General features: G+C 38.5%; 19 protein-coding genes. 10 read left to right on the top strand and 9 right to left on the bottom strand.

The genetic code is table 11. The annotated features are described in order from the left end of the window. Nucleotide 1: 1 nt before the first annotated feature. Complete coding sequence (locus HPC41_RS02440) at nt 2–820, bottom strand: 2,3,4,5-tetrahydropyridine-2,6-dicarboxylate N-succinyltransferase (protein ID WP_108636324.1); 819 nt, start codon at nt 818–820, stop codon at nt 2–4. A 172-nt stretch (nt 821–992) separates the two neighbouring features. Here HPC41_RS02440 and HPC41_RS02435 point away from each other — a divergent pair, with 172 nt between their 5' ends. After that, nucleotides 993–1,403, top strand: a complete 411-nt coding sequence (locus HPC41_RS02435) for an RNA-binding S4 domain-containing protein (protein WP_172392391.1) — start codon at nt 993–995, stop codon at nt 1,401–1,403. Then, nucleotides 1,396–2,445 (top strand): isoaspartyl peptidase/L-asparaginase family protein, encoded by a 1,050-nt coding sequence (locus HPC41_RS02430; protein ID WP_172392390.1) that lies wholly within the window; start codon nt 1,396–1,398, stop codon nt 2,443–2,445. The genes HPC41_RS02435 and HPC41_RS02430 overlap by 8 nt, the downstream gene beginning before the upstream one ends. A gap of 147 nt (nt 2,446–2,592) precedes the next feature. Here HPC41_RS02430 and ytxJ read toward each other — a convergent pair whose 3' ends face one another. The 5 genes from ytxJ to HPC41_RS02405 form a co-directional block, all read right to left on the bottom strand. Further along, the gene (gene ytxJ, locus HPC41_RS02425) at nt 2,593–2,922 is read right to left on the bottom strand and encodes a bacillithiol system redox-active protein YtxJ (RefSeq protein WP_216660631.1); all 330 of its coding nucleotides are present in this window, start codon (nt 2,920–2,922) and stop codon (nt 2,593–2,595) included. A gap of 2 nt (nt 2,923–2,924) precedes the next feature. Next, nucleotides 2,925–3,668 (bottom strand): hypothetical protein, encoded by a 744-nt coding sequence (locus tag HPC41_RS02420; protein ID WP_172392389.1) that lies wholly within the window; start codon nt 3,666–3,668, stop codon nt 2,925–2,927. 146 nt (nt 3,669–3,814) lie between these two features. Further along, nucleotides 3,815–4,303 carry a 6,7-dimethyl-8-ribityllumazine synthase gene (ribH, locus tag HPC41_RS02415; RefSeq protein ID WP_172392388.1) on the bottom strand — a complete coding sequence of 163 codons (489 nt, stop codon included), beginning with the start codon at nt 4,301–4,303 and terminating at the stop codon, nt 3,815–3,817. Nucleotides 4,304–4,383: 80 nt separating this feature from the next. Continuing rightward, nucleotides 4,384–5,055 (bottom strand): tetratricopeptide repeat protein, encoded by a 672-nt coding sequence (locus tag HPC41_RS02410; protein ID WP_172392387.1) that lies wholly within the window; start codon nt 5,053–5,055, stop codon nt 4,384–4,386. 77 nt (nt 5,056–5,132) lie between these two features. After that, nucleotides 5,133–7,058: a nucleoside-diphosphate sugar epimerase/dehydratase gene (locus tag HPC41_RS02405; RefSeq protein WP_172392386.1), complete on the bottom strand. Its 1,926-nt coding sequence runs from the start codon at nt 7,056–7,058 to the stop codon at nt 5,133–5,135. A gap of 219 nt (nt 7,059–7,277) precedes the next feature. Between HPC41_RS02405 and HPC41_RS02400 the strand changes: the two genes are divergently transcribed. Both HPC41_RS02400 and HPC41_RS02395 read left to right on the top strand, forming a co-directional pair. Further along, nucleotides 7,278–8,489: an alanine dehydrogenase gene (locus HPC41_RS02400; protein WP_172392385.1), complete on the top strand. Its 1,212-nt coding sequence runs from the start codon at nt 7,278–7,280 to the stop codon at nt 8,487–8,489. A gap of 128 nt (nt 8,490–8,617) precedes the next feature. Next, entirely contained in the window at nt 8,618–9,469 is an 852-nt protein-coding gene (locus HPC41_RS02395; RefSeq protein ID WP_172392384.1) for an alpha/beta hydrolase, read from the top strand. Here the strand turns inward: HPC41_RS02395 and HPC41_RS02390 are convergent, their stop codons facing one another. From HPC41_RS02390 to porX, 3 genes are read right to left on the bottom strand one after another with little or no spacing between them, the layout of a single operon-like run. After that, nucleotides 9,470–10,513 carry an ABC transporter ATP-binding protein gene (locus tag HPC41_RS02390; protein WP_172392383.1) on the bottom strand — a complete coding sequence of 348 codons (1,044 nt, stop codon included), beginning with the start codon at nt 10,511–10,513 and terminating at the stop codon, nt 9,470–9,472. 22 nt (nt 10,514–10,535) lie between these two features. Beyond that, nucleotides 10,536–10,946 (bottom strand): tRNA (adenosine(37)-N6)-threonylcarbamoyltransferase complex ATPase subunit type 1 TsaE, encoded by a 411-nt coding sequence (gene tsaE, locus HPC41_RS02385; RefSeq protein WP_172392382.1) that lies wholly within the window; start codon nt 10,944–10,946, stop codon nt 10,536–10,538. Nucleotides 10,947–10,958: 12 nt separating this feature from the next. After that, nucleotides 10,959–12,512, bottom strand: coding sequence for a T9SS response regulator signal transducer PorX (gene porX, locus HPC41_RS02380; RefSeq protein WP_172392381.1), 1,554 nt, complete (start codon nt 12,510–12,512; stop codon nt 10,959–10,961). A 265-nt stretch (nt 12,513–12,777) separates the two neighbouring features. Here porX and HPC41_RS02375 point away from each other — a divergent pair, with 265 nt between their 5' ends. The 6 genes from HPC41_RS02375 to efp all read left to right on the top strand — a co-directional run bounded on the left by HPC41_RS02375 (nt 12,778) and on the right by efp (nt 18,737). Then, nucleotides 12,778–14,028, top strand: a complete 1,251-nt coding sequence (locus HPC41_RS02375) for an HD domain-containing protein (protein ID WP_172392380.1) — start codon at nt 12,778–12,780, stop codon at nt 14,026–14,028. Between the two features lie 33 nt (nt 14,029–14,061). After that, nucleotides 14,062–15,102 (top strand): UDP-3-O-(3-hydroxymyristoyl)glucosamine N-acyltransferase, encoded by a 1,041-nt coding sequence (gene lpxD / locus HPC41_RS02370; protein WP_172392379.1) that lies wholly within the window; start codon nt 14,062–14,064, stop codon nt 15,100–15,102. Nucleotides 15,103–15,245: 143 nt separating this feature from the next. Then, complete coding sequence (locus HPC41_RS02365) at nt 15,246–16,646, top strand: bifunctional UDP-3-O-[3-hydroxymyristoyl] N-acetylglucosamine deacetylase/3-hydroxyacyl-ACP dehydratase (RefSeq protein WP_172392464.1); 1,401 nt, start codon at nt 15,246–15,248, stop codon at nt 16,644–16,646. 10 nt (nt 16,647–16,656) lie between these two features. After that, a complete protein-coding gene (lpxA, locus tag HPC41_RS02360) occupies nt 16,657–17,445 on the top strand; it encodes an acyl-ACP--UDP-N-acetylglucosamine O-acyltransferase (protein WP_046674771.1) in 789 nt (262 codons plus the stop codon). 23 nt (nt 17,446–17,468) lie between these two features. Next, complete coding sequence (locus HPC41_RS02355; protein WP_172392378.1) at nt 17,469–18,092, top strand: ABC transporter ATP-binding protein; 624 nt, start codon at nt 17,469–17,471, stop codon at nt 18,090–18,092. 84 nt (nt 18,093–18,176) lie between these two features. Continuing rightward, a complete protein-coding gene (gene efp / locus HPC41_RS02350) occupies nt 18,177–18,737 on the top strand; it encodes an elongation factor P (RefSeq protein WP_077438233.1) in 561 nt (186 codons plus the stop codon). Nucleotides 18,738–18,779: the final 42 nt, after the last annotated feature.

The following is an 18,779-nucleotide window of genomic DNA, read 5'->3' as shown; positions in this document are numbered from 1 at the left end:
TTTAGACAGCTACGTTATGCTCACGCAAAGCATCATTTAGCGAAGTTTTCTTATCAGTAGATTCTTTACGTTGACCAATGATCAATGCGCAAGGAACTTGATATTCACCCGCTGCAAATTTTTTGGTATAAGATCCAGGGATGACAACCGAACGGGCAGGTACATAACCTTTGTATTCTACCGGCTCAGGTCCAGTGACATCAATAATTTTTGTAGATGCGGTCAATACGACATTAGCACCTAATACAGCTTCTTTTTCTACACGGATTCCTTCAACGACGATTGCTCTTGATCCAATAAATACATTGTCCTCAATGATAACAGGAGCTGCTTGAACAGGCTCAAGTACACCACCGATGCCTACACCGCCACTTAAGTGTACATGTTTGCCGATTTGAGCACATGATCCAACTGTAGCCCAAGTATCTACCATTGTACCTTCATCGACATAAGCGCCGATATTGACGTAAGAAGGCATCATGATTACTCCTTTGGCTAAATACGCACCCAGACGGGCGGAAGCACCAGGAACAACGCGTACTCCCGTGTGTTTGTAATCCGTTTTTAATTTCATTTTATCGTGGAATACAAAGGGACCAGCTGTCATTTCACGCATATCATTGATCGGGAAATACAAGATCACAGCTTTCTTGATCCAATCATTTACATGCCATCTCGTTCCGATCATTTCCGCTACGCGGATTTCACCGCTGTCGAGCTTCATGATCACCGTACGAATTGCTTCTGTATATTCCTTATACTCCAATAATTGTCTATCTTCCCAAGCTTCCTCAATCAGTTTTTTAAGCGGCTCTACCATATTATTTGTTTGCTTATTTGAATTTGTTTATTTTGATGTACAAACTTAGATAAAGTTGCTTTTAAAAGCAACTTTATCGATCTCTCCCTTATGAAGAAAATATCATAAGGGAAATATGTTAATTTTCGGTGGGAATACCACGATAATTTGCTAATATAACTATTTTTGCATTATGGCTGCAGCATCAGAAAAATTAAGAATTGATAAATATTTATGGTCGATAAGATTGTTTAAGACGCGAACTTTGGCAACCGAAGCGTGTAAGGCGGGGCGGGTCAAGTTGAATGGTCAAAATATTAAACCTTCTTATGAAGTTAAGGTCGGTGACGTCTATCATATCCAAAAAGGAATAGAAAAGAAAGTCGTTAAAGTAATCGCTCTTCTCGAACGTCGGGTTGATGCAAAAACTGCTGTTCAGTTTTATGAAGATCAAACCCCAGTAGAAGAGACTGTTGGCTACAAATCGGTATTTCAGGCACCCATACTTAAGCGTGACCGCGGAACAGGACGTCCTACGAAGAAAGACCGCCGTGAAATAGATGATTTACAGGCATCTGATTGGTGGGATAAAGAAGATGAATAGCATAAAGATGATCTTACCGTTATTAGCAGGATGCCTGTTAACGGTGGCTTGCAGACCCTATAAGGATTCTGTATCCGCAACTGAGAAAGAGTTTGTTCTGGCTATTCATGGCGGAGCTGGTACAATCTTGAAAAAAAACATGACTGATTCGATGGAACAGGCTTATAAAGCCGTTCTGGAGGAGGCACTGACTGCGGGTTATGAAAAGCTAAAACAAGGGAAATCCAGTTTGGATGCTGTTGAGCAGGCGATTCATGTCATGGAAGATTCGCCCTTGTTTAATGCTGGAAAGGGTGCTGTATTTACTAACGCAGGCAAAAATGAACTGGATGCGTCTATTATGGACGGAAAGACCTTAGCGGCTGGTGCAGTCGCTGGAGTCACAACGATCAGGAATCCAATTTCTGCCGCGCGTACTGTCATGGAGAAATCCGAACATGTGATGATGGTAGGTAAAGGTGCAGAAGAGTTTGCTAAAGAAGCCGGCTTACAGTTAGTCGATCCATCCTACTTCTGGACTAAAACACGTTGGGATGCATTGCAAAAAATTAAAAAAGAAGACAGTACAAAAATACAGCTAGATCATGATCAAAAACGAAGCTGGCGTTTGGGAACCCTTAATAAGGATTATAAATTTGGAACTGTAGGCTGTGTCGCATTGGATAATCAGGGTAATTTAGCTGCGGGGACTTCAACAGGCGGGATGACAAATAAGAAATTTGGCCGCGTCGGGGACTCACCGATTATTGGTGCCGGAACCTATGCAAATAATACGACCTGTGCAGTTTCCTGTACTGGATGGGGCGAGTTTTATATTCGTAGCGTGGCTGCTTATTCAGTATCAGCCTTAATGGAATATAAAGGTGAAAATGTGGCACAGGCAAGCCACGAAGTTATCAGACGAATTGGCGAAATGGGCGGCAATGGGGGGATGATTGCCATGGATAAAAATGGACATGTTGCCATGCCGTTTAATACAGACGGAATGTACCGCGGAACCGTGACCAAAGAGGGTAAGATTACCATAGAAATTTATAAGTAGCTGTTCAATATTTCGTTGACAATATGTGAAAGCCCCAAGTCATCGTTGCAAGAAATCCACGTGGATTAAAGAAGAAAATCCAATGATCACCTGGGATAATCTTTCACGGAATGCCTACGATAGCGATAAAATATTTAAACTCACTAATTAGAGGTATTTTTCGATTTCATCAAACTGGATATCACCATGTGATGCATTATAAAGGCTATTTTTGCCTTCAATAATAAGTATTTGCGGTGACTGATGTTCGATATTCCAACGTTGTGCAATTTCATTGGAGATAGGGCGATAGCGCAATAGATCTAAAAGATAAATCGCATAATCCTGATCCGACATATTGGACATACGCTCTAAGCTGCGTTTTGCCATATTACTGATACCGCAGGTCGTACTGTGTTTAAATATCGCCGCAACCTTATCCGATTGATAAAGTTCCTCTAATTGTTCTGCTGTATTTAATTCAATCCAATTGATCATGATTATAATTCTTTAAATTTTTTTTGTTCCACTTGTACAAACGAAGATATAGACGAAAATACACAAGTTCTCTTATCATTGTTTGTGGAGTTAAATAAGCTGGGCAGACGTATGCCATCACCGATCTCCTTGTATTTACTTATCTCATAGCTGATTTTCTCCGTTTTATCGCTGTAATCATAACGGGTAATCTCCCCTGTATTTTGATCGATATAAACCAAACCATCGAGTCTTGTCCCAAAGATTGGGCCCGATGAAGTAATGCTTGCGATGGTCAGCTTTTGCCCCCCGATAAATTGCTCTTCCTGATTTTTAAGCTGGATACTTTTTTGCTCAATAAGCGTCGGTAACAATAGCAGGTTTAGATCTGCAAACAACTGGCTTTTTATCGCTTTCTTTACTTCTTCGCCATCCGCGGTTACCTTTCCGCCGATAAAAAGCTTGTCAGTATTGCCGCCGCCTTTAAAATTGAATAGGTAGGTTACCTGATCTGAACCGCTATAACCATCGAATCTACATTCACCAGTTGTCCGGTTAAAGAGAAATTTACGCTCCTCATTGGACAGTTCTTCGGATACCATATTCCCTTTTGCGGAAAACGCTAAGTACTGTAGCGAATCCCACTTTCCTTGACCACCGATGCTACGCCAGATTTGCTTGTTCAGACTGTCATTCTGAGCAGATAAATGCTCGAGACAAAATATAGATAGCGTAAATATCAGAAGTATGCGCGATACTGTTTTCATAATCATATCTAAAAAATAAAAATCGATTAATAAGATAATATGATACTTTATTAATCGATTTATTTAAAATAAAAGTATTGGTGCTTTTTATGCTTTGGCCCAGAATACTTTTTCACGATTGAATATTAGACAAAATTGATACCAAACTAGAATTTTTTAGCGATGGCAGCCATTTGTATTGCTGTAATCGCAGCTTCTTCACCTTTGTTGCCGTGTTTTCCACCAGCACGATCCAAGGCCTGTTGGACGTTGTCTGTCGTCAATACACCAAAGATAGCGGGTTTGTTATACTTTAGTCCTACATTGGAAATACCGTTAGCGACCGCATTGCAAATAAAATCGAAATGTCGGGTTTCTCCTTGAATGACACAGCCCAAGCAAATAACAGCATCAAAACTGTGATCCCGCAACGTTAAATCTGCTCCAGAAATCAATTCGAAGCTTCCAGGGACCTCAATCACTTGAATATTGCTTTCTTTTGCGCCATGTTTTTCTAAACCTGAGATAGCGCCATTCAATAATGCACCGGTAATTTCTGCATTCCATTGTGCAACTACAATTGCAAACTTGAATGGACTCGCATCCGCAACTTGGATATGCGAAAAGTCCGATAGATTTTTAATGCTACTTGCCATATGTGCAAAGATAGTGATTTTAGATGGTCACAAAAAAAGAGGCTATCAAATAGCCTCTTTTTTTGTGTATTTATGATCTCTTATAAATGTGCTTGTACCCTACCCAATAGACCATCGATCGTAGAAGCCTCCTGGCTTTCTGGGAAATCTGTTTTGATCTTTTTGTAAGCTGTTTCAGCGCTTTTGTAATCATTTTGAGCCTCATAAACAAGACCTAATTTTTTTAGAAATAACGGCGTTGTATATGAATTGCTCGATTTTTCAGAAGCTTGTTTATAATAGTCAGCAGCTTTTTTGTAATCTTTAAGCTCGGAATAAGCATCACCGGTTAAACCAATCACTAAAGGATCTAAAATCTGACTTCCTGTCGGGGAATATTTTTCCAATGCTTTTACGGCATCATCAAATTTACCTTGGCGTAAGTAAAGACCGCCTAAATATGCATTTGCAATATTTGCAGATTTAGTATTGGAATATTCATCCGCGATTTGTTTAAAACCCAGGAATGCGCCATCACCAGCAATTGCTTTATTTTGTAACGAGTCAATTGTAACAAGTTGTTCTGCCTTATACATGCGATTTGACGCTTCTTCTGCCCTTGGTTGCAAATAAAGCTTTTCGTATCCAAAGTAAAGCAAGATCAATACAACAATGCCCCCTAAAATGAAAGCAACACTTTTTTGGTTATCTTGGAAAAAAGATCCTTTTGAAGGTTTGAAACCTTGATTTGTACTATTTGTATTTTTAGACATTACTAATCAGTAAATATGGATTGCAAAAATACACTTTTCGAGCAAATTTGCAAGTATTTTGCAAATTTTAAAGTGAATTAACTTTTGTTTTCAGCCCCGTTGGACAATTCAATTTCTTTGTCTAATTGCTCATAAATCGAATTTTTACTTTTAAATTCTGGAACAATGAGTTTCATTTGGTGAACGACCTCGTTTTTGTTTTGTGTCGCTAATCGCAGTTTGAGCTCTTCTATTTTTAGACTTATGATCTTGTAATTATTTTCACGAACCTTGGCAATCATAATTTTTTCATGATGTGTAGGCATCGTGTTTTCAAGATCATTCAATAGTTCTTCGTATAGTTTTTCTCCAGGTCGTAGGCCTGTGAACTTAATTTCAATATCTTCATTGGGTTTGAATCCAGATAAGCGGATCATTTTCTTGGCCAACTCGACTATTTTTACTGATTTACCCATATCAAACACAAATATCTCTCCCCCTTGCCCCATTGCCCCAGCTTCAAGTACCAAGCGACATGCTTCTGGAATAGTCATGAAATAACGTGTTATTTCGGGGTGCGTCACCGTTACTGGGCCACCTTTTTGGATTTGATCCCTAAATCTTGGAATAACGGATCCATTGGAGCCAAGTACATTGCCGAATCGCGTTGTGATAAATTTGGTGTTTGTCTTTTCACTCAGCGAGTTTTCTAAATGATTGTTTAGCGATTGCACATAGATTTCGGCAATCCGCTTAGTTGCACCCATGATATTTGTTGGATTGACGGCCTTGTCTGTCGAAACGAAAACAAATTTTTCAACCTGAAATTCTACCGCAAGGTCGGCTAGGTTTTTGGTACCCATGACATTGGTTTGCACCGCTTCCAAGGGATGGTTTTCCATCATGGGGACATGCTTGTATGCTGCCGCATGATATACATAATGTGGTTTGAATGTGTCAAAGAGTAAGCGCATTCGTTTTGTGCTTCTGATATCGGCGATATAGGTATGGTATATCTGATTCGGAAATTCATCCTGCAGATCCAGTTGGAGATTATGCAATGGTGATTCTGCCTGATCACAAAGAATGATCATCTGGGGTTCATATTTCCCCAATTGAGAAGCAATTTCACTCCCTATCGATCCGGCGGCACCAGTGACAAGGATTCTTTTGCCTTTTGTTTGGTTCAGAATATGATCATCATTGATTTTGATTGGATCTCTTTCCAATAGATCTTCAATCTTTATTTTTTGGATCTGATTGGGATTAAGGTCCCCATTCATGATTTTTTTGACCGGCGGGAGTGTCAGAATACTTACATTCCGTTCCAAAGCAATATCTGTAATTGCATTTTTGCGTTCCGAGGGTATATTATGAGAAGCAATAATGACTTCCTCAATATTCAGGGTATTGATGAGATGATTAAACTTCTTGGATGAATAAATTTTTGTTCCATCAATTACTTTATTAATCTTTTGGTCGTTATCATCCAAAAAACCAATAATCGCATTTTTCGATCGCACATCATGATCTAATGTTCTTTTTACAGCAATACCGAGGTCGCCAGCACCGTAGATCAATGTTTTCTTTCTGGTACCGTTGACCTTTTTTGTGTATAAGAAGAAAATCTTGATAATTGTTCGATATACTGTTAATATCAAAAATGAGAAGAGGGCAAAGAAGATAATTAATGCTGTTGGAATATTTCGTTCAATTTCATTGGCTTGAATAATCAATTTAATGACCAAAAGCACGAATACGCTAAAAATTATAGTTGATAATATTCGGATGGAATCAATGGCACTTGTGTAACGAATTATCCCAGTGTACATTTTAAACAAGTAAAATGATAGGGAGCAAACGCTAATAAATAAAATAAACCTTATGCTGAAATCAATATCTAGTAAAAAGCCAAAGTTGAAATCGTAATAAATAACGTTTGCGAGGAGATAGGCAATTGAAACACTGAAAATATCCAATAAAAAAATAATCCATCTGGGTACGATACTGATTTTACTAAGCATGGTATATTTAAATTAATTTAGACAAATGTAGATAATTTTGTTTCATTCCCATCGTATTCACCTGGATAATCTTTCCATTGAAAAGCGTTTTTCAATGGATGACCGCAGCAATGGATACCGGTATTTTTTAACACTTCATTGCGATTGCTGAGGCAAATTTATATGAGTTTGATTAGATTGATTATTTGTTGTAATTTTAGCTAAAGTCAATTTAATAAAATGAATGAGTTAGGGAAGCTTGCTAATCAGGCTATGATTTCTACGAAAGAGATGTTGTTTGAGAAGAAAAAGAGTGCAAAAAGTCTTTTTATTGGAATTCCAAAAGAGATTTCACTTCAGGAAAAGCGTATATGTTTAACACCCTTGGCTGTAGCCTTATTGGTCGAAAATGGACATGAAGTACTGATTGAGACTGGCGCCGGCGCCGGCGCTAATTTTTTAGATCATCATTATAGTGAACAAGGTGCCCGCATTGTAGCGTCACGAGAAGAAATATATCAAGCTGATTTGATTATTAAAGTTGGTAGTCCTACCGTGTCAGAAGTTAAATTAATGAAGGAAAGGCAGGTGTTATTGTCATCTCAACAACCTTCTTTAATGAATGCAGATGTATTAAAGGCATTGATGAATAAAAAGGTGACAGCTATTTCTTACGAATACTTAAGAGATGAGGGCGGTTGCTTGGCGGTCGTGCGTGCGATGAGCGAAATCGTAGGAGCCACAGCGACTTTGATCGCGGGCGAATACTTAAGTAATGCATTCGGTGGTAAAGGGCTTATGCTAGGTGGAGTTACCGGCGTGGCTTCGACAGAAGTAGTGATCATCGGTGCTGGAACGGTGGGTGAACAAGCGGCGCGAACGGCATTAGCCCTTGGTGCACAGGTAAAGGTTTTTGATAATTCAATTTATAAACTGAGACGTTTGCAAAACAATCTCGGTAGTCGCGTGTTCACTTCAGTAATTCAACCTATTATTCTCAATAAAGCTGTAATCAGTTCAGATGTTGTTATAGGTGCTCTAAGAGCGAGAAATGGCCGCTCTGCCTGTGTGATTTCCGAAGAAACAGTGTCGAAGATGAAGCCGAATTCAGTCGTTATTGATGTCAGCATAGACCAAGGAGGGAATTTTGAAACGTCGGAAGTAACTTCGCATGATAAACCAGTTTTTCGTAAATTCGATGTTATTCACTATTGTGTTCCTAATATTGCCTCCCGAGTCGCGCGTACTGCCACGTATGCGATGAGTAATATTTTTACATCTATCCTCTTAGATTTTGCGGAGTTGGGTGGATTGAAAAATGCAATTTGGAAAAGCCCAGGCATACGAAGTTCAATCTACCTATACCAAGGCAACCTAACCAATGCCGATATGGCTTCTCGATTTAATATGACCGCCAAGGACTTGGATCTTTTGGTCGTATCTTCGTTATAAAGCAAGGTAACGGAGGCTTGAACAAGATGAAAAAGTAGTTAATGCCGTTTTAGAGGGGTTGATCATAGAAATGTTGGTGGGCAACAAGGCGGCAGAAAAGATGGAAACCTAAATAACTATAAATACAGATGAAAACAATTCTTATGATCTTATGTTCTTTGATTTCGCTTGTAAAAGCGCAAGAAGTTATCAATCTTTACCAAGATACTATTCCAAATGCAACTGACAAAAGCCGGGCTTTCTTGGAAAAGAATATGCCCAAATTATTTGTTTATACTCCGGACGAAAATATAGCTAAAAATATTGGCGTGCTGGTTATTCCGGGTGGCGGATACTCACATATTGCAATGGATCATGAGGGGCATGCAGTTGCTAAGGAACTGGTGAGTAATGGATACTCGGCTTATGTATTGCAGTATAGATTGCCCTCGCCTAATATTATGCGGGATAAGAGTATCGGACCGCTTCAAGACGCCCAACAGGCAGTTCAACTGATACGGACTCTTAATCCTCAGATTAAGAAAGTAGGTGTTATCGGTTTTTCCGCGGGCGGTCACCTGGCATCAACCTTAATTACCAAATTTAAGAAAGATTATATCCCAAATCCCACTCACATATCCCTGAGACCAGACTTTGCAGGATTGATATATCCGGTCATATCTATGCAGAATGATGTGACGCATAAAGGATCAAAAAATAATCTTATTGGAGAAAGTCCATCAAATGAGCTCGTTCAATTATTTTCTTCTGAGCAACAGGTATCACCTGAGGTATGTCCCGTTTTCTTTGTACATGCCAAAGATGATACAGCTGTCCCAATTGAAAATAGTTACAGAATGATGGCTGCACTGGATAAAGTCAAAGTCCCAAATACGCTCTATGTCTTTGAGAAAGGAGGACATGGTTTTGGGTTAATTAATAAAACTTCGGACAAAAAGTGGTTTGATGCCTTTCTGTCCTGGATGTCTACCTTAAATTAATCAATCGAAAGGGATCCAATTGGAAATTGTTAAATCAACAGCTTGATTTTTTTTTGGGATTAACTGTGAAATGGTCGTGCAATGCAGGTCGATCTCATTATTGGAAATAACGATCTCATAATAGAAACCTCTGAATTTAGTGTCCTTTATAAAAAAAGGTGATTTCTCCGCGGACGTAATAGAAATCCATTCTTGATGGATAGCAATAGCCTTGTCACTTGCTATGCCTAAATTTTGTGCTTGCTCGGGGCGTAAAATATTACTTTTTGCCAGTAGTTGGGCCGTATAAGGATGTGATGGTCGGCTATACAGCAAATGGGGGTTGTTTTGATCCAATATTTTGCCCGACTTCATGACAATAAGATTATCGGCCAAGGCGAGTACTTCGGTGGGATCATGTGACACCAGAATTATCGTAAGACCTGTTTCTTTGACAATGTCTTTTATATCTTGTTGTAGTGTATCTCGGAAAGATGCGTCGACTTGGTTAAAAGGTTCATCCATTAACAATACTTCGGGTTCATTGATCAATGCACGGCAGATGGCAACGCGTTGTTTTTCGCCACCACTGATATCAGCGACTCTTTTTTTTGCCAAATGGTCTATCCGCAAGCGTTGTAAAATCTCTGCTGTTTTATCCTGTTTACGTTTAATATCCGTATTCGGTAATTGTGAAGCCACATTATCCCATACATTAGCATAGGTGTTTAGATCATCGAATCCTTGAGAAACAAGTTTCATGGCATCGTGTCCAGGTATTAATTTGTCTTTACGTGTGGGAACCCGCCAACCTTTGTACCGCACTGCACCAGCTGTAGGTTCCAAAAGTCCATAAATTAATCTAAGTAGCGTACTTTTACCACTTCCAGACTCGCCAATAATAGCGGTTATCCTTCCATTTTCGATATCAAAGGAAGCGTTTTCAACGGCAAACTGTACATTGTTTTCATGAAAGGAAAAACTTAAATGTTCAGCGTGAATCGCTGCTAGCCCTGGTACATGAGTATCGGATGGAAGATATTGACAAGACGATGAATTAGCCATAATGGACTGTGATATGGGTAGATTAATGGATGGATATTTTACGGGTATGCGCATCTATGATGCTGATCTGTATTTCCTTTGCTTCTTCGGGCAATAAATTTGGAATTTTCTCGGGCCATTCGATGAAGCAGTACGCTCCTGAATAGAAATATTCCTCGTAGCCAAAATCGAATGCTTCCTGTTCATCTTTAATGCGGTAAAAATCAAAATGATAGAGTGTTCCATTGTCGGAGTCATATTCATTGACAATGGAAAAGGTAGGACTTGACGTACTATCTTTTACGCCCAGTTGTTCACACAAGTATTTTATAAAAGTTGTTTTTCCTGCGCCCATTGGGCCATATAGTAGAAAAATACGATCCTTTGGAAACCTATGCAAGAGAGTTTGGGCCGCAACAGAAAGATCTGCCGTTGTATTTACGATAATTTCCATGTTGCAAAATTACTATTTCGGGAGGTATGTCGCAAAGGGGATGATCATTTCTTCCAATGAAATTCCTCCATGTTGGAATGTTCCGTTAAAATAATTAACAAATTGATTGTAATTGTTGGGATAAACAAAATAAGAATCTTCTTTCGCAAATACATACGTAGAGCTAACATGGAGTTTGGGCAGTTGCGCATCGTGGGGATTCTTGATTGTAAACACATCTTTTTCAATGTAGTTTAAATTTTTTCCTTGTTTATATCTAAGGTTTGTATTTGTGTTTCTATCTCCAACGATTTTACTTGGTTTTTTGACCCGAATAGTCCCGTGGTCAGTTGTGATAATTACGCGTACTTTTTTCTGTGAAAGCCATTTTAAAGCTTCTAAAAGAGGAGAATGCTCAAACCAGGATAATGTAAGCGAACGATACGCCGCTTCATCATTAGCCAGCTCACGAATCATGGAGCTATCTGTTCGTGCATGGGACAACATGTCTACAAAATTGTAAACTAGGATATTGAGCTGGTTATGCATCATATTTCCCAGATTATCTAAAACGTCCTTTCCTTGTTCGAGGGTTAAAACTTTTGTGTAGGAATGTTTTATCGGTTTACGGTATAATCGTTTAATCTGATCATCCAGAAACTTGTCTTCATACAAGTTCTTCCCCCCTTCATCTTCGTCATTCTGCCATAATTTAGGGAATCGTTTTTCCATTTCCAACGGTGTTAAGCCGCTGAAAATCGCATTTCTTGCATATTGAGTTGCAGTAGGCAAAATCGAGAAATAATTTATCTCCTCTTCCAGTCTAAAATAATCCGTGATTACCTCGTTGATGATTTTCCATTGATCAAAGCGTAAATTGTCTATCAAGACGAAAAAAGTAGCAACATCCTCGTCGAGTACTGGAAATACTTTCTTTTTAAACAGCTGATGGGATAGAATAGGTGCATTTTCGGGATGGTTGATCCAATTGATATAGTTGTTTTCAACAAATTTTGAGAACTGCATATTTGCCTCGGACTTTTGCATCGTCAATATTTCATGCATGTTGTTGTCTTCGAGTTTTTCGAGCGACAGTTCCCAATAAACTAGTTTTTTATAAACTTCTGACCATTGCTTGAAATCTAAGTTGTCGTTTAATATCATGCCTAGATTGCGAAAATCTTGCTGATACGCCATGGAAGTCTTTTCGTTGACAATACGTTTATTTTCAGTAAGTTTTTTTATTGTCATCAAAATCTGCTTGGGATTTACCGGTTTGATTAGATAATCATCTATTTTAGAACCAATGGCATCTTCCATGACATGTTCCTCTTCGTTTTTGGTTACAAGTACGATCGGAACAGTAGGATTGATGGATTTGATGATAGCAAGGGTTTCAAGGCCAGTTAGCCCGGGCATGTTTTCATCTAGAAATATTAAATGAAAAAAACCATTTTTAAAGGCTTCTACCGCATCATTTCCATTATTGACGGTATCGACTTTATACCCCTTACTTTCTAGAAATAAAATATGAGGTTTTAAAAAGTCAATTTCGTCATCAGCCCAGAGAATATGTGTTTTTTGCATCTTGTTATATATGTCTATTATTTAAGAGAGGTTGATAGTGTTACTCAGATTAAATTGTAACAAAAGAAAATACCTCGGTTATTGAATGGATTTCAATATTGCTAACATAAGCAAATATCGTGCTTCAGATTTATTTTTAACATTTCTTAACGATGAACTAACTATCTTTGTCTTAAGTTTATATTAGTGATAACCATGAGTTTGTGTTTTAAAAACTAGGTTTTCAATTTAATATGTTGAAAAGTAGCATTAATTTATCGCCGCATTGAACAAGAATAAAATCATCAATGATCCTGTATATGGGTTTGTTGCCATTCCTACAGGGTTGGTCTTTGACCTTGTACAGCATCCCTATTTTCAGCGCCTTCGTTATATTAAGCAAGTGAGTATGACTCACTTAGTTTATCCAGGAGCACTGCATACGCGCTTTCAGCATGCGATTGGAGCGATGCATCTAATGGCAATGGCATTGGAAACCCTTCGTAGTAAGGGAATAGAAATTTCAGCGCTTGAGGAAGAGGCAGTCTTGGCGGCTATTTTGTTGCATGATATAGGGCATGGCCCTTTTTCTCATTCTTTAGAGCATAGTTTGATTGCTGGCGTTTCTCATGAATTGCTTTCTTCGTTACTGATGGATCGTATGAATCGAGATCTAGACGGAAGATTGAGCCTCGCCATTGCTATTTTTAATAATCAATATGAGCGGAAATTTCTCCATCAACTTGTGTCTAGCCAATTAGACGTTGACCGAATGGACTATTTGAACAGAGATAGTTTTTTTACAGGCGTTTCTGAGGGAGTCATTTCATTTGACCGGATTATCAAGATGTTAAATGTTGTTGGTGACGAAATCGTCGTTGAATATAAAGGCCTTTATTCCGTGGAAAAATTTCTTATCGCACGGAGGCTGATGTATTGGCAAGTGTATTTACATAAAACAGTTATCGGAGCGGAGCAATTATTGATTAAAATTTTACAAAGGGCGAAATATTTGACAGCAGCTGGCGTAAAACTTTTTTCTACCCCAGCGTTCCATTGGTTTTTGAGTCAGCAGATTGATCGGACAAATTTTTTGGATGACCCGTTGCATTTAGACTGGTTTACTCGTTTAGATGATACGGATATTATGTCAGCAATAAAAACATGGGAACAACATGAAGATGAGATTTTGAGTAAAATGTGCCAGCGAATTATGAAAAGGGACCTATATCGCTCAATTATGAGTAATAAACCTTTTTCAGCAGACTATCTTGATCTAGTAAAAAATACGGTCCAACAGTCTTTGGGTATAAGAAGTGAAGATATCCATTATTATGTATTTACGCAAGAAATTCAAAATCGCGCATATAATCCCTCAAACGATCAGATCAAGATATTATTGAAGTCGGGCGAGCTTATTGATATTACCGAAGCATCCGATCTTGGAAATTTAGAAGCATTGTCTAAAAATGTATCCAAATACGCATTATGTTATCCAAAAGAGGTAGGATATATTGCAATTCCTTCTATCGGATAGTTATTTTTTAATAAAAAAACATAGATTTGTACCATGCAATTTACTGCTCAACAAATAGGGACATTATTAGAAGGACGGATTGAGGGGAATCCAGAAGTTACCGTAGGTAACCTTGCCAAAATTGAGGAAGGTAAAAAAGGCGATCTTTCTTTTTTGTCAAATCCAAAATATGAGCATTTTATTTACACAACAGATGCTTCTATTGTCATTGTGAATGAAGATTTGCAATTGGCGCAAGCACCCAAGCCTACATTGACCATTATTCGTGTAAAGAATGCTTATGCGGCTTTCTCTACGATATTGAATATGTATAATGAATTTCGTCTTGATAAAAGCGGACGTGAAGAGCCTTGCTTTATACATCCCGAAGCAACAATAGGGGCTGGAGGCTATATTGGCGCATTTGCTTATATAGGTAGAGGCGCAAAGATCGGAGATAATGTGAAGATCTATCCACAAGTATTTATAGGGGACAAAGTCACTATAGATGACAATACTACGCTTTATCCAGGAGTGAAGGTATATCATGATTGTAAAGTGGGTAAAAATGTGGTTGTTCATTCGGGCGTTGTGATTGGATCGGATGGTTTTGGTTTTGCCCCGCAGGAAGATGGTACTTATAAGAAGGTTCCACAAATAGGTTACGTTCAGATAGAAGACAATGTCGAGATTGGTGCTAATACGGTGATTGATAGAGCTACAATGGGAGCTACTATTGTGCGTGACGGTGTCAAATTGGATAACTTAATTCAGATAGCACACAACGTAGATATTGGTAAAAACACCGTTATTGCCGCACAGACAGGAATTTCGGGAAGTTCAAAAATTGGAGAACATGTGGTTTTAGGTGGACAGGTTGGTGTCGTAGGACATATTGTTGTCGCTAAGGGCTCCCAGATCCAGGCTCAATCGGGGGTTAATAGGTCAATTAAAGAAGAAGGAAAGAAATGGGGCGGAACACCGGTAATGCCCTATCAGCCTCAGTTGCGCTCCAATGTAATATTTGCACGTCTTCCAGAATTGGAGAAAAGGATCCAGGAATTGGAGAAATTAGTAGAATCGAAGTTAAAATAATCTTTTTTCATTGAAATAAACTGTTATTTAATTGTAATGAAGCTATCATGAGCAGTCTTAGATTGCTACTATTTCGATATATTATTATAATCTCATGATGGTTTTGTCAAAAGAAGTTTTGATTTAAAAATATGTTATTAGAAATGAATGTGAAACAGAGAACCATCAAAAACGAGGTTGAAATTTCAGGGGTAGGTCTTCATACAGGAAAGATTGTATCGATGACGATCAAACCAGCCCCGGAAAATCACTGGTTTAAGTTCAGACGTATAGATTTAGAAGGTCAGCCTGAGATTTTGGTTGATGCAGATAATGTCACAGACACTTCCAGAGGAACCACTATTTCTCAAAATGGAGCAAGTGTTAGTACAATTGAACATTTAATGGCATCATTAATTGGTCTGCAAATCGACAACGTTCTAATTGATATCGATGGTCCTGAAATTCCAATATTGGATGGAAGTGCAGCAATTTTTGTGAAATTATTGGAGGAAGCGGGGTTTGAAGAACAGGATGCAGATAGAGATTATTATGAAATTTCTAATAATATTCATTATGCAGAGCCAGAACGTAAAGTTGAGATCTTAGGAATGCCTATGGATGGTTACCGTTTGACTTGTATGATAGATTTTAACTCACCTGTTTTGGGTAGTCAACACGCTGCGATTACATCTATTGAAGATTTCAAAGCAGAAATTGCTTCGTCACGTACGTTTTGTTTTCTGCATGAATTGGAGATGCTTGTGGATCACGGGCTCATCAAAGGGGGAGATCTTAGTAATGCAATTGTCATTGTTGATAAGGAAACTTCTCCCGAGGAACTGCAAAAACTGGCCCATCTTTTTCATAAGGAGACTGTTGCCGTTGCAAAAGAAGGTATCCTGAATAATAATCAACTGCGTCATCAGAATGAACCTGCTCGACATAAATTATTGGACATGGTAGGCGATCTGGCTTTAGTTGGAAGACCTTTGAAGGGCCATATTATGGCTGCCCGTCCGGGACATGCTGCAAATGTTGCGTTTGCAAAGAAAATAAAAGAGCAGATCAAGAAAGATAAAACACGTAAAAAAATTAAAGTTTACGATCCGAATATGCCAGCATTGTATGATACGGTGGAGATTATGAAAATCCTTCCACATCGTCAACCAATGCTCATGGTCGATAAAATTCTGGAATTAACTGAGACACATGTTGTGGGATTAAAGAATGTGACCATGAATGAAGATTTATTTATGGGACATTTTCCTGGAGCACCTTTATTTCCTGGCGTACTGCAAATAGAAGCGATGGCACAGACTGGTGGTATCCTCGTATTAAAGACTGTCCCAGATCCAGAAAACTGGTTGACGTTATTTCTCAAAATCGAGAATGCGCGTTTTAAAGCACAAGTCACTCCAGGGGATTCTGTTATTTTTAGATGCGATTTAATGGAACCGATCCGGAGAGGCATTGCTAAAATGAAGGGTGTGGCCATGGTGGGAGAAAAAATTGTCTGCGAGGCAGAGCTTATGGCACAGATCGTAAGAGTAAATAACAACTAAAGAAGTATAGATGATACAGCCATTAGCTTATATTCATCCAGAAGCAAAGATTGCTAAAAATGTGGTCATTGAACCATTTGTAACCATTTACAAAGACGTTGTCATTGGAGAAGGTACTTGGATTGGCTCAAACGTGACCATTATGGATGGAGCTCGGATTGGAAAGAACTGTAAGATATATCCCGGTGCCGTAATTTCTGGTGAACCGCAAGACTTGAAATTTGATGGTGAGGTTACAACTGCAGAAATTGGTGATAATACTACTATTCGCGAATGCGTGACAATCAATCGAGGTACAAAGGATCGATATAAAACTGTCATTGGTAAAAATTGTTTGATTCAAGCTTATAGCCACGTTGCACACGATTGTGAAGTGGGTGATAATTGTGTTTTTTCCAATAATAGTACACTAGCTGGGCATATTACCGTTGGAGATTATGTTGTTTTAGCCGGAATGGTGGCCGTGCATCAATTTGTGAAAATTGGTTCACATGCATTTGTTACCGGTGGATCCTTAGTACGTAAAGATATCCCTCCTTTTGTGAAAGCAGCTCGTGAGCCGATTTCATACGCCGGAATTAATTCCGTAGGATTGCGTAGAAGAGGCTTTTCTGAAGAACAGATTGCCGAAATTCAAAATCTTTACCGCATTCTATTTGTTCAGAATCGAAATCTAGCTAAGGCAATAGAAATTATTGAAGCTGAATATCAGGCAACGGAAATCCGTGATGAAATTTTAGATTTCATCCGTAATTCTGGTAGGGGTATCATGAAGGGATTCAATAATAGAGCAATGTAATAGCATTACCGAATCGTATAGCTTTGGAAATAACTTTAAAGGATATAGGTCGAAGATATAACAGCGAATGGATTTTCAGGCATATTAATTATCGTTTTGAGTCCGGGAAGAGCTATGCTGTCCTCGGTCAAAACGGTTCTGGAAAATCGACCTTGTTGAAGGTTCTTTCTGGCAGCTTATCACCTTCGCAGGGGGAGTTGCTTTATACCATGGAGACGAATACCATTGGTATAGATGCGGTTTATCAAGAGCTGTCCATTGCAGCACCATATATCGAGTTGATTGAAGAATTTACCTTACGTGAATTGATCGATTTTCATTTTCGGTTTAAAAGTTACCTCCAAGGTTTTGATAAAGAACGTGTTTTGAATTTGCTAGGATTAGCAAGCGCCTTAGATAAAGAAATAAAACATTTTTCATCGGGTATGCGTCAACGGGTTAAATTAGTTTTAGCCTGCTGTTCCGATTCAAAGTTAGTCTTATTGGATGAACCTACAAGCAACCTGGACAGTGAAGGAGAGGAATGGTATCTGGATTTAATAGATCGTACCAAGCTCGATTTTAGATTGTTTATTATTTGCTCAAATCAAAAAAAAGAATACGAATTCTGTGACGAAACTATTTCAATTGCCGACTTCAAAAAGTAACGAATGAAATTTTTATAACACAATTAGTTTTTGTATTTTTGACGACTCAATAATGAGATAACCGTTTAAAGTTCAATTCAAAAAATGGCTAAGGCATCAGAGGTAAAATCAGGAAATATTTTAAGATTTAATGGAGAGCTAGTCTCTGTAGAAGAATATATACACCGTACACCAGGTAACTTGCGCGCATTCTATCAAGCAAGAATGCGTAATGTGAAGACTGGAAAATTAGTTGAATATCGTTTTAGAGTTGATGAGAGTGTAGAGATAGCACGTGTTGAAACGAATGATTATCAATACCTTTACGAAGATGGCGAATTCTTCGTTGTCATGGACAATAATACGTATGAGCAATTCAATATTCCCAAATTTTTATTTGGTGATTCAGCACGTTTCTTGAAAGAAGGAATGACTGTTATTATTGCTTTTGAAAGTGATGAGCCTATTATGGCGGAGGCACCTAAAAGTGTTGAATTGGAAATTACATATACTGAGCCTGCCGTGAAGGGCGATACATCTACAAATGCCTTGAAAAAAGCTACTGTAGAAACAGGAGTAGAGATTATGGTGCCTTTATTCATTAACCAGGGAGAGAAAGTAAGAGTCGATACGCAGACAGGTAATTATATCGAGCGTGTAAAGTAATATAAGATTTTAGGTTTAGGTTGATTATTCGGTCTTGATAGC

This window comes from Sphingobacterium prati, assembly GCF_013167215.1.
GTDB lineage: Bacteria > Bacteroidota > Bacteroidia > Sphingobacteriales > Sphingobacteriaceae > Sphingobacterium > Sphingobacterium prati.
The sequence above is the reverse complement of the archived record's forward strand: the minus strand, read 5'-3'. Positions and strand labels throughout refer to the sequence as shown.

Coding starts and splice junctions, on each gene's coding strand:
- HPC41_RS02395 (WP_172392384.1), top strand. CDS start 8,618: ATGAAAACAATTCTTATGATCTTATGTTCTTTGATTTCGCTTGTAAAA.
- ribH (WP_172392388.1), bottom strand. CDS start 4,303: ATGGCAAGTAGCATTAAAAATCTATCGGACTTTTCGCATATCCAAGTT.
- lpxA (WP_046674771.1), top strand. CDS start 16,657: ATGATACAGCCATTAGCTTATATTCATCCAGAAGCAAAGATTGCTAAA.
- HPC41_RS02405 (WP_172392386.1), bottom strand. CDS start 7,058: ATGCTTAGTAAAATCAGTATCGTACCCAGATGGATTATTTTTTTATTG.
- lpxD (WP_172392379.1), top strand. CDS start 14,062: ATGCAATTTACTGCTCAACAAATAGGGACATTATTAGAAGGACGGATT.
- HPC41_RS02430 (WP_172392390.1), top strand. CDS start 1,396: ATGAATAGCATAAAGATGATCTTACCGTTATTAGCAGGATGCCTGTTA.
- porX (WP_172392381.1), bottom strand. CDS start 12,512: ATGCAAAAAACACATATTCTCTGGGCTGATGACGAAATTGACTTTTTA.
- HPC41_RS02440 (WP_108636324.1), bottom strand. CDS start 820: ATGGTAGAGCCGCTTAAAAAACTGATTGAGGAAGCTTGGGAAGATAGA.
- HPC41_RS02400 (WP_172392385.1), top strand. CDS start 7,278: ATGAATGAGTTAGGGAAGCTTGCTAATCAGGCTATGATTTCTACGAAA.
- HPC41_RS02410 (WP_172392387.1), bottom strand. CDS start 5,055: ATGTCTAAAAATACAAATAGTACAAATCAAGGTTTCAAACCTTCAAAA.
- efp (WP_077438233.1), top strand. CDS start 18,177: ATGGCTAAGGCATCAGAGGTAAAATCAGGAAATATTTTAAGATTTAAT.
- tsaE (WP_172392382.1), bottom strand. CDS start 10,946: ATGGAAATTATCGTAAATACAACGGCAGATCTTTCTGTTGCGGCCCAA.
- HPC41_RS02420 (WP_172392389.1), bottom strand. CDS start 3,668: ATGAAAACAGTATCGCGCATACTTCTGATATTTACGCTATCTATATTT.
- HPC41_RS02435 (WP_172392391.1), top strand. CDS start 993: ATGGCTGCAGCATCAGAAAAATTAAGAATTGATAAATATTTATGGTCG.
- ytxJ (WP_216660631.1), bottom strand. CDS start 2,922: ATGATCAATTGGATTGAATTAAATACAGCAGAACAATTAGAGGAACTT.
- HPC41_RS02365 (WP_172392464.1), top strand. CDS start 15,246: ATGAATGTGAAACAGAGAACCATCAAAAACGAGGTTGAAATTTCAGGG.
- HPC41_RS02390 (WP_172392383.1), bottom strand. CDS start 10,513: ATGGCTAATTCATCGTCTTGTCAATATCTTCCATCCGATACTCATGTA.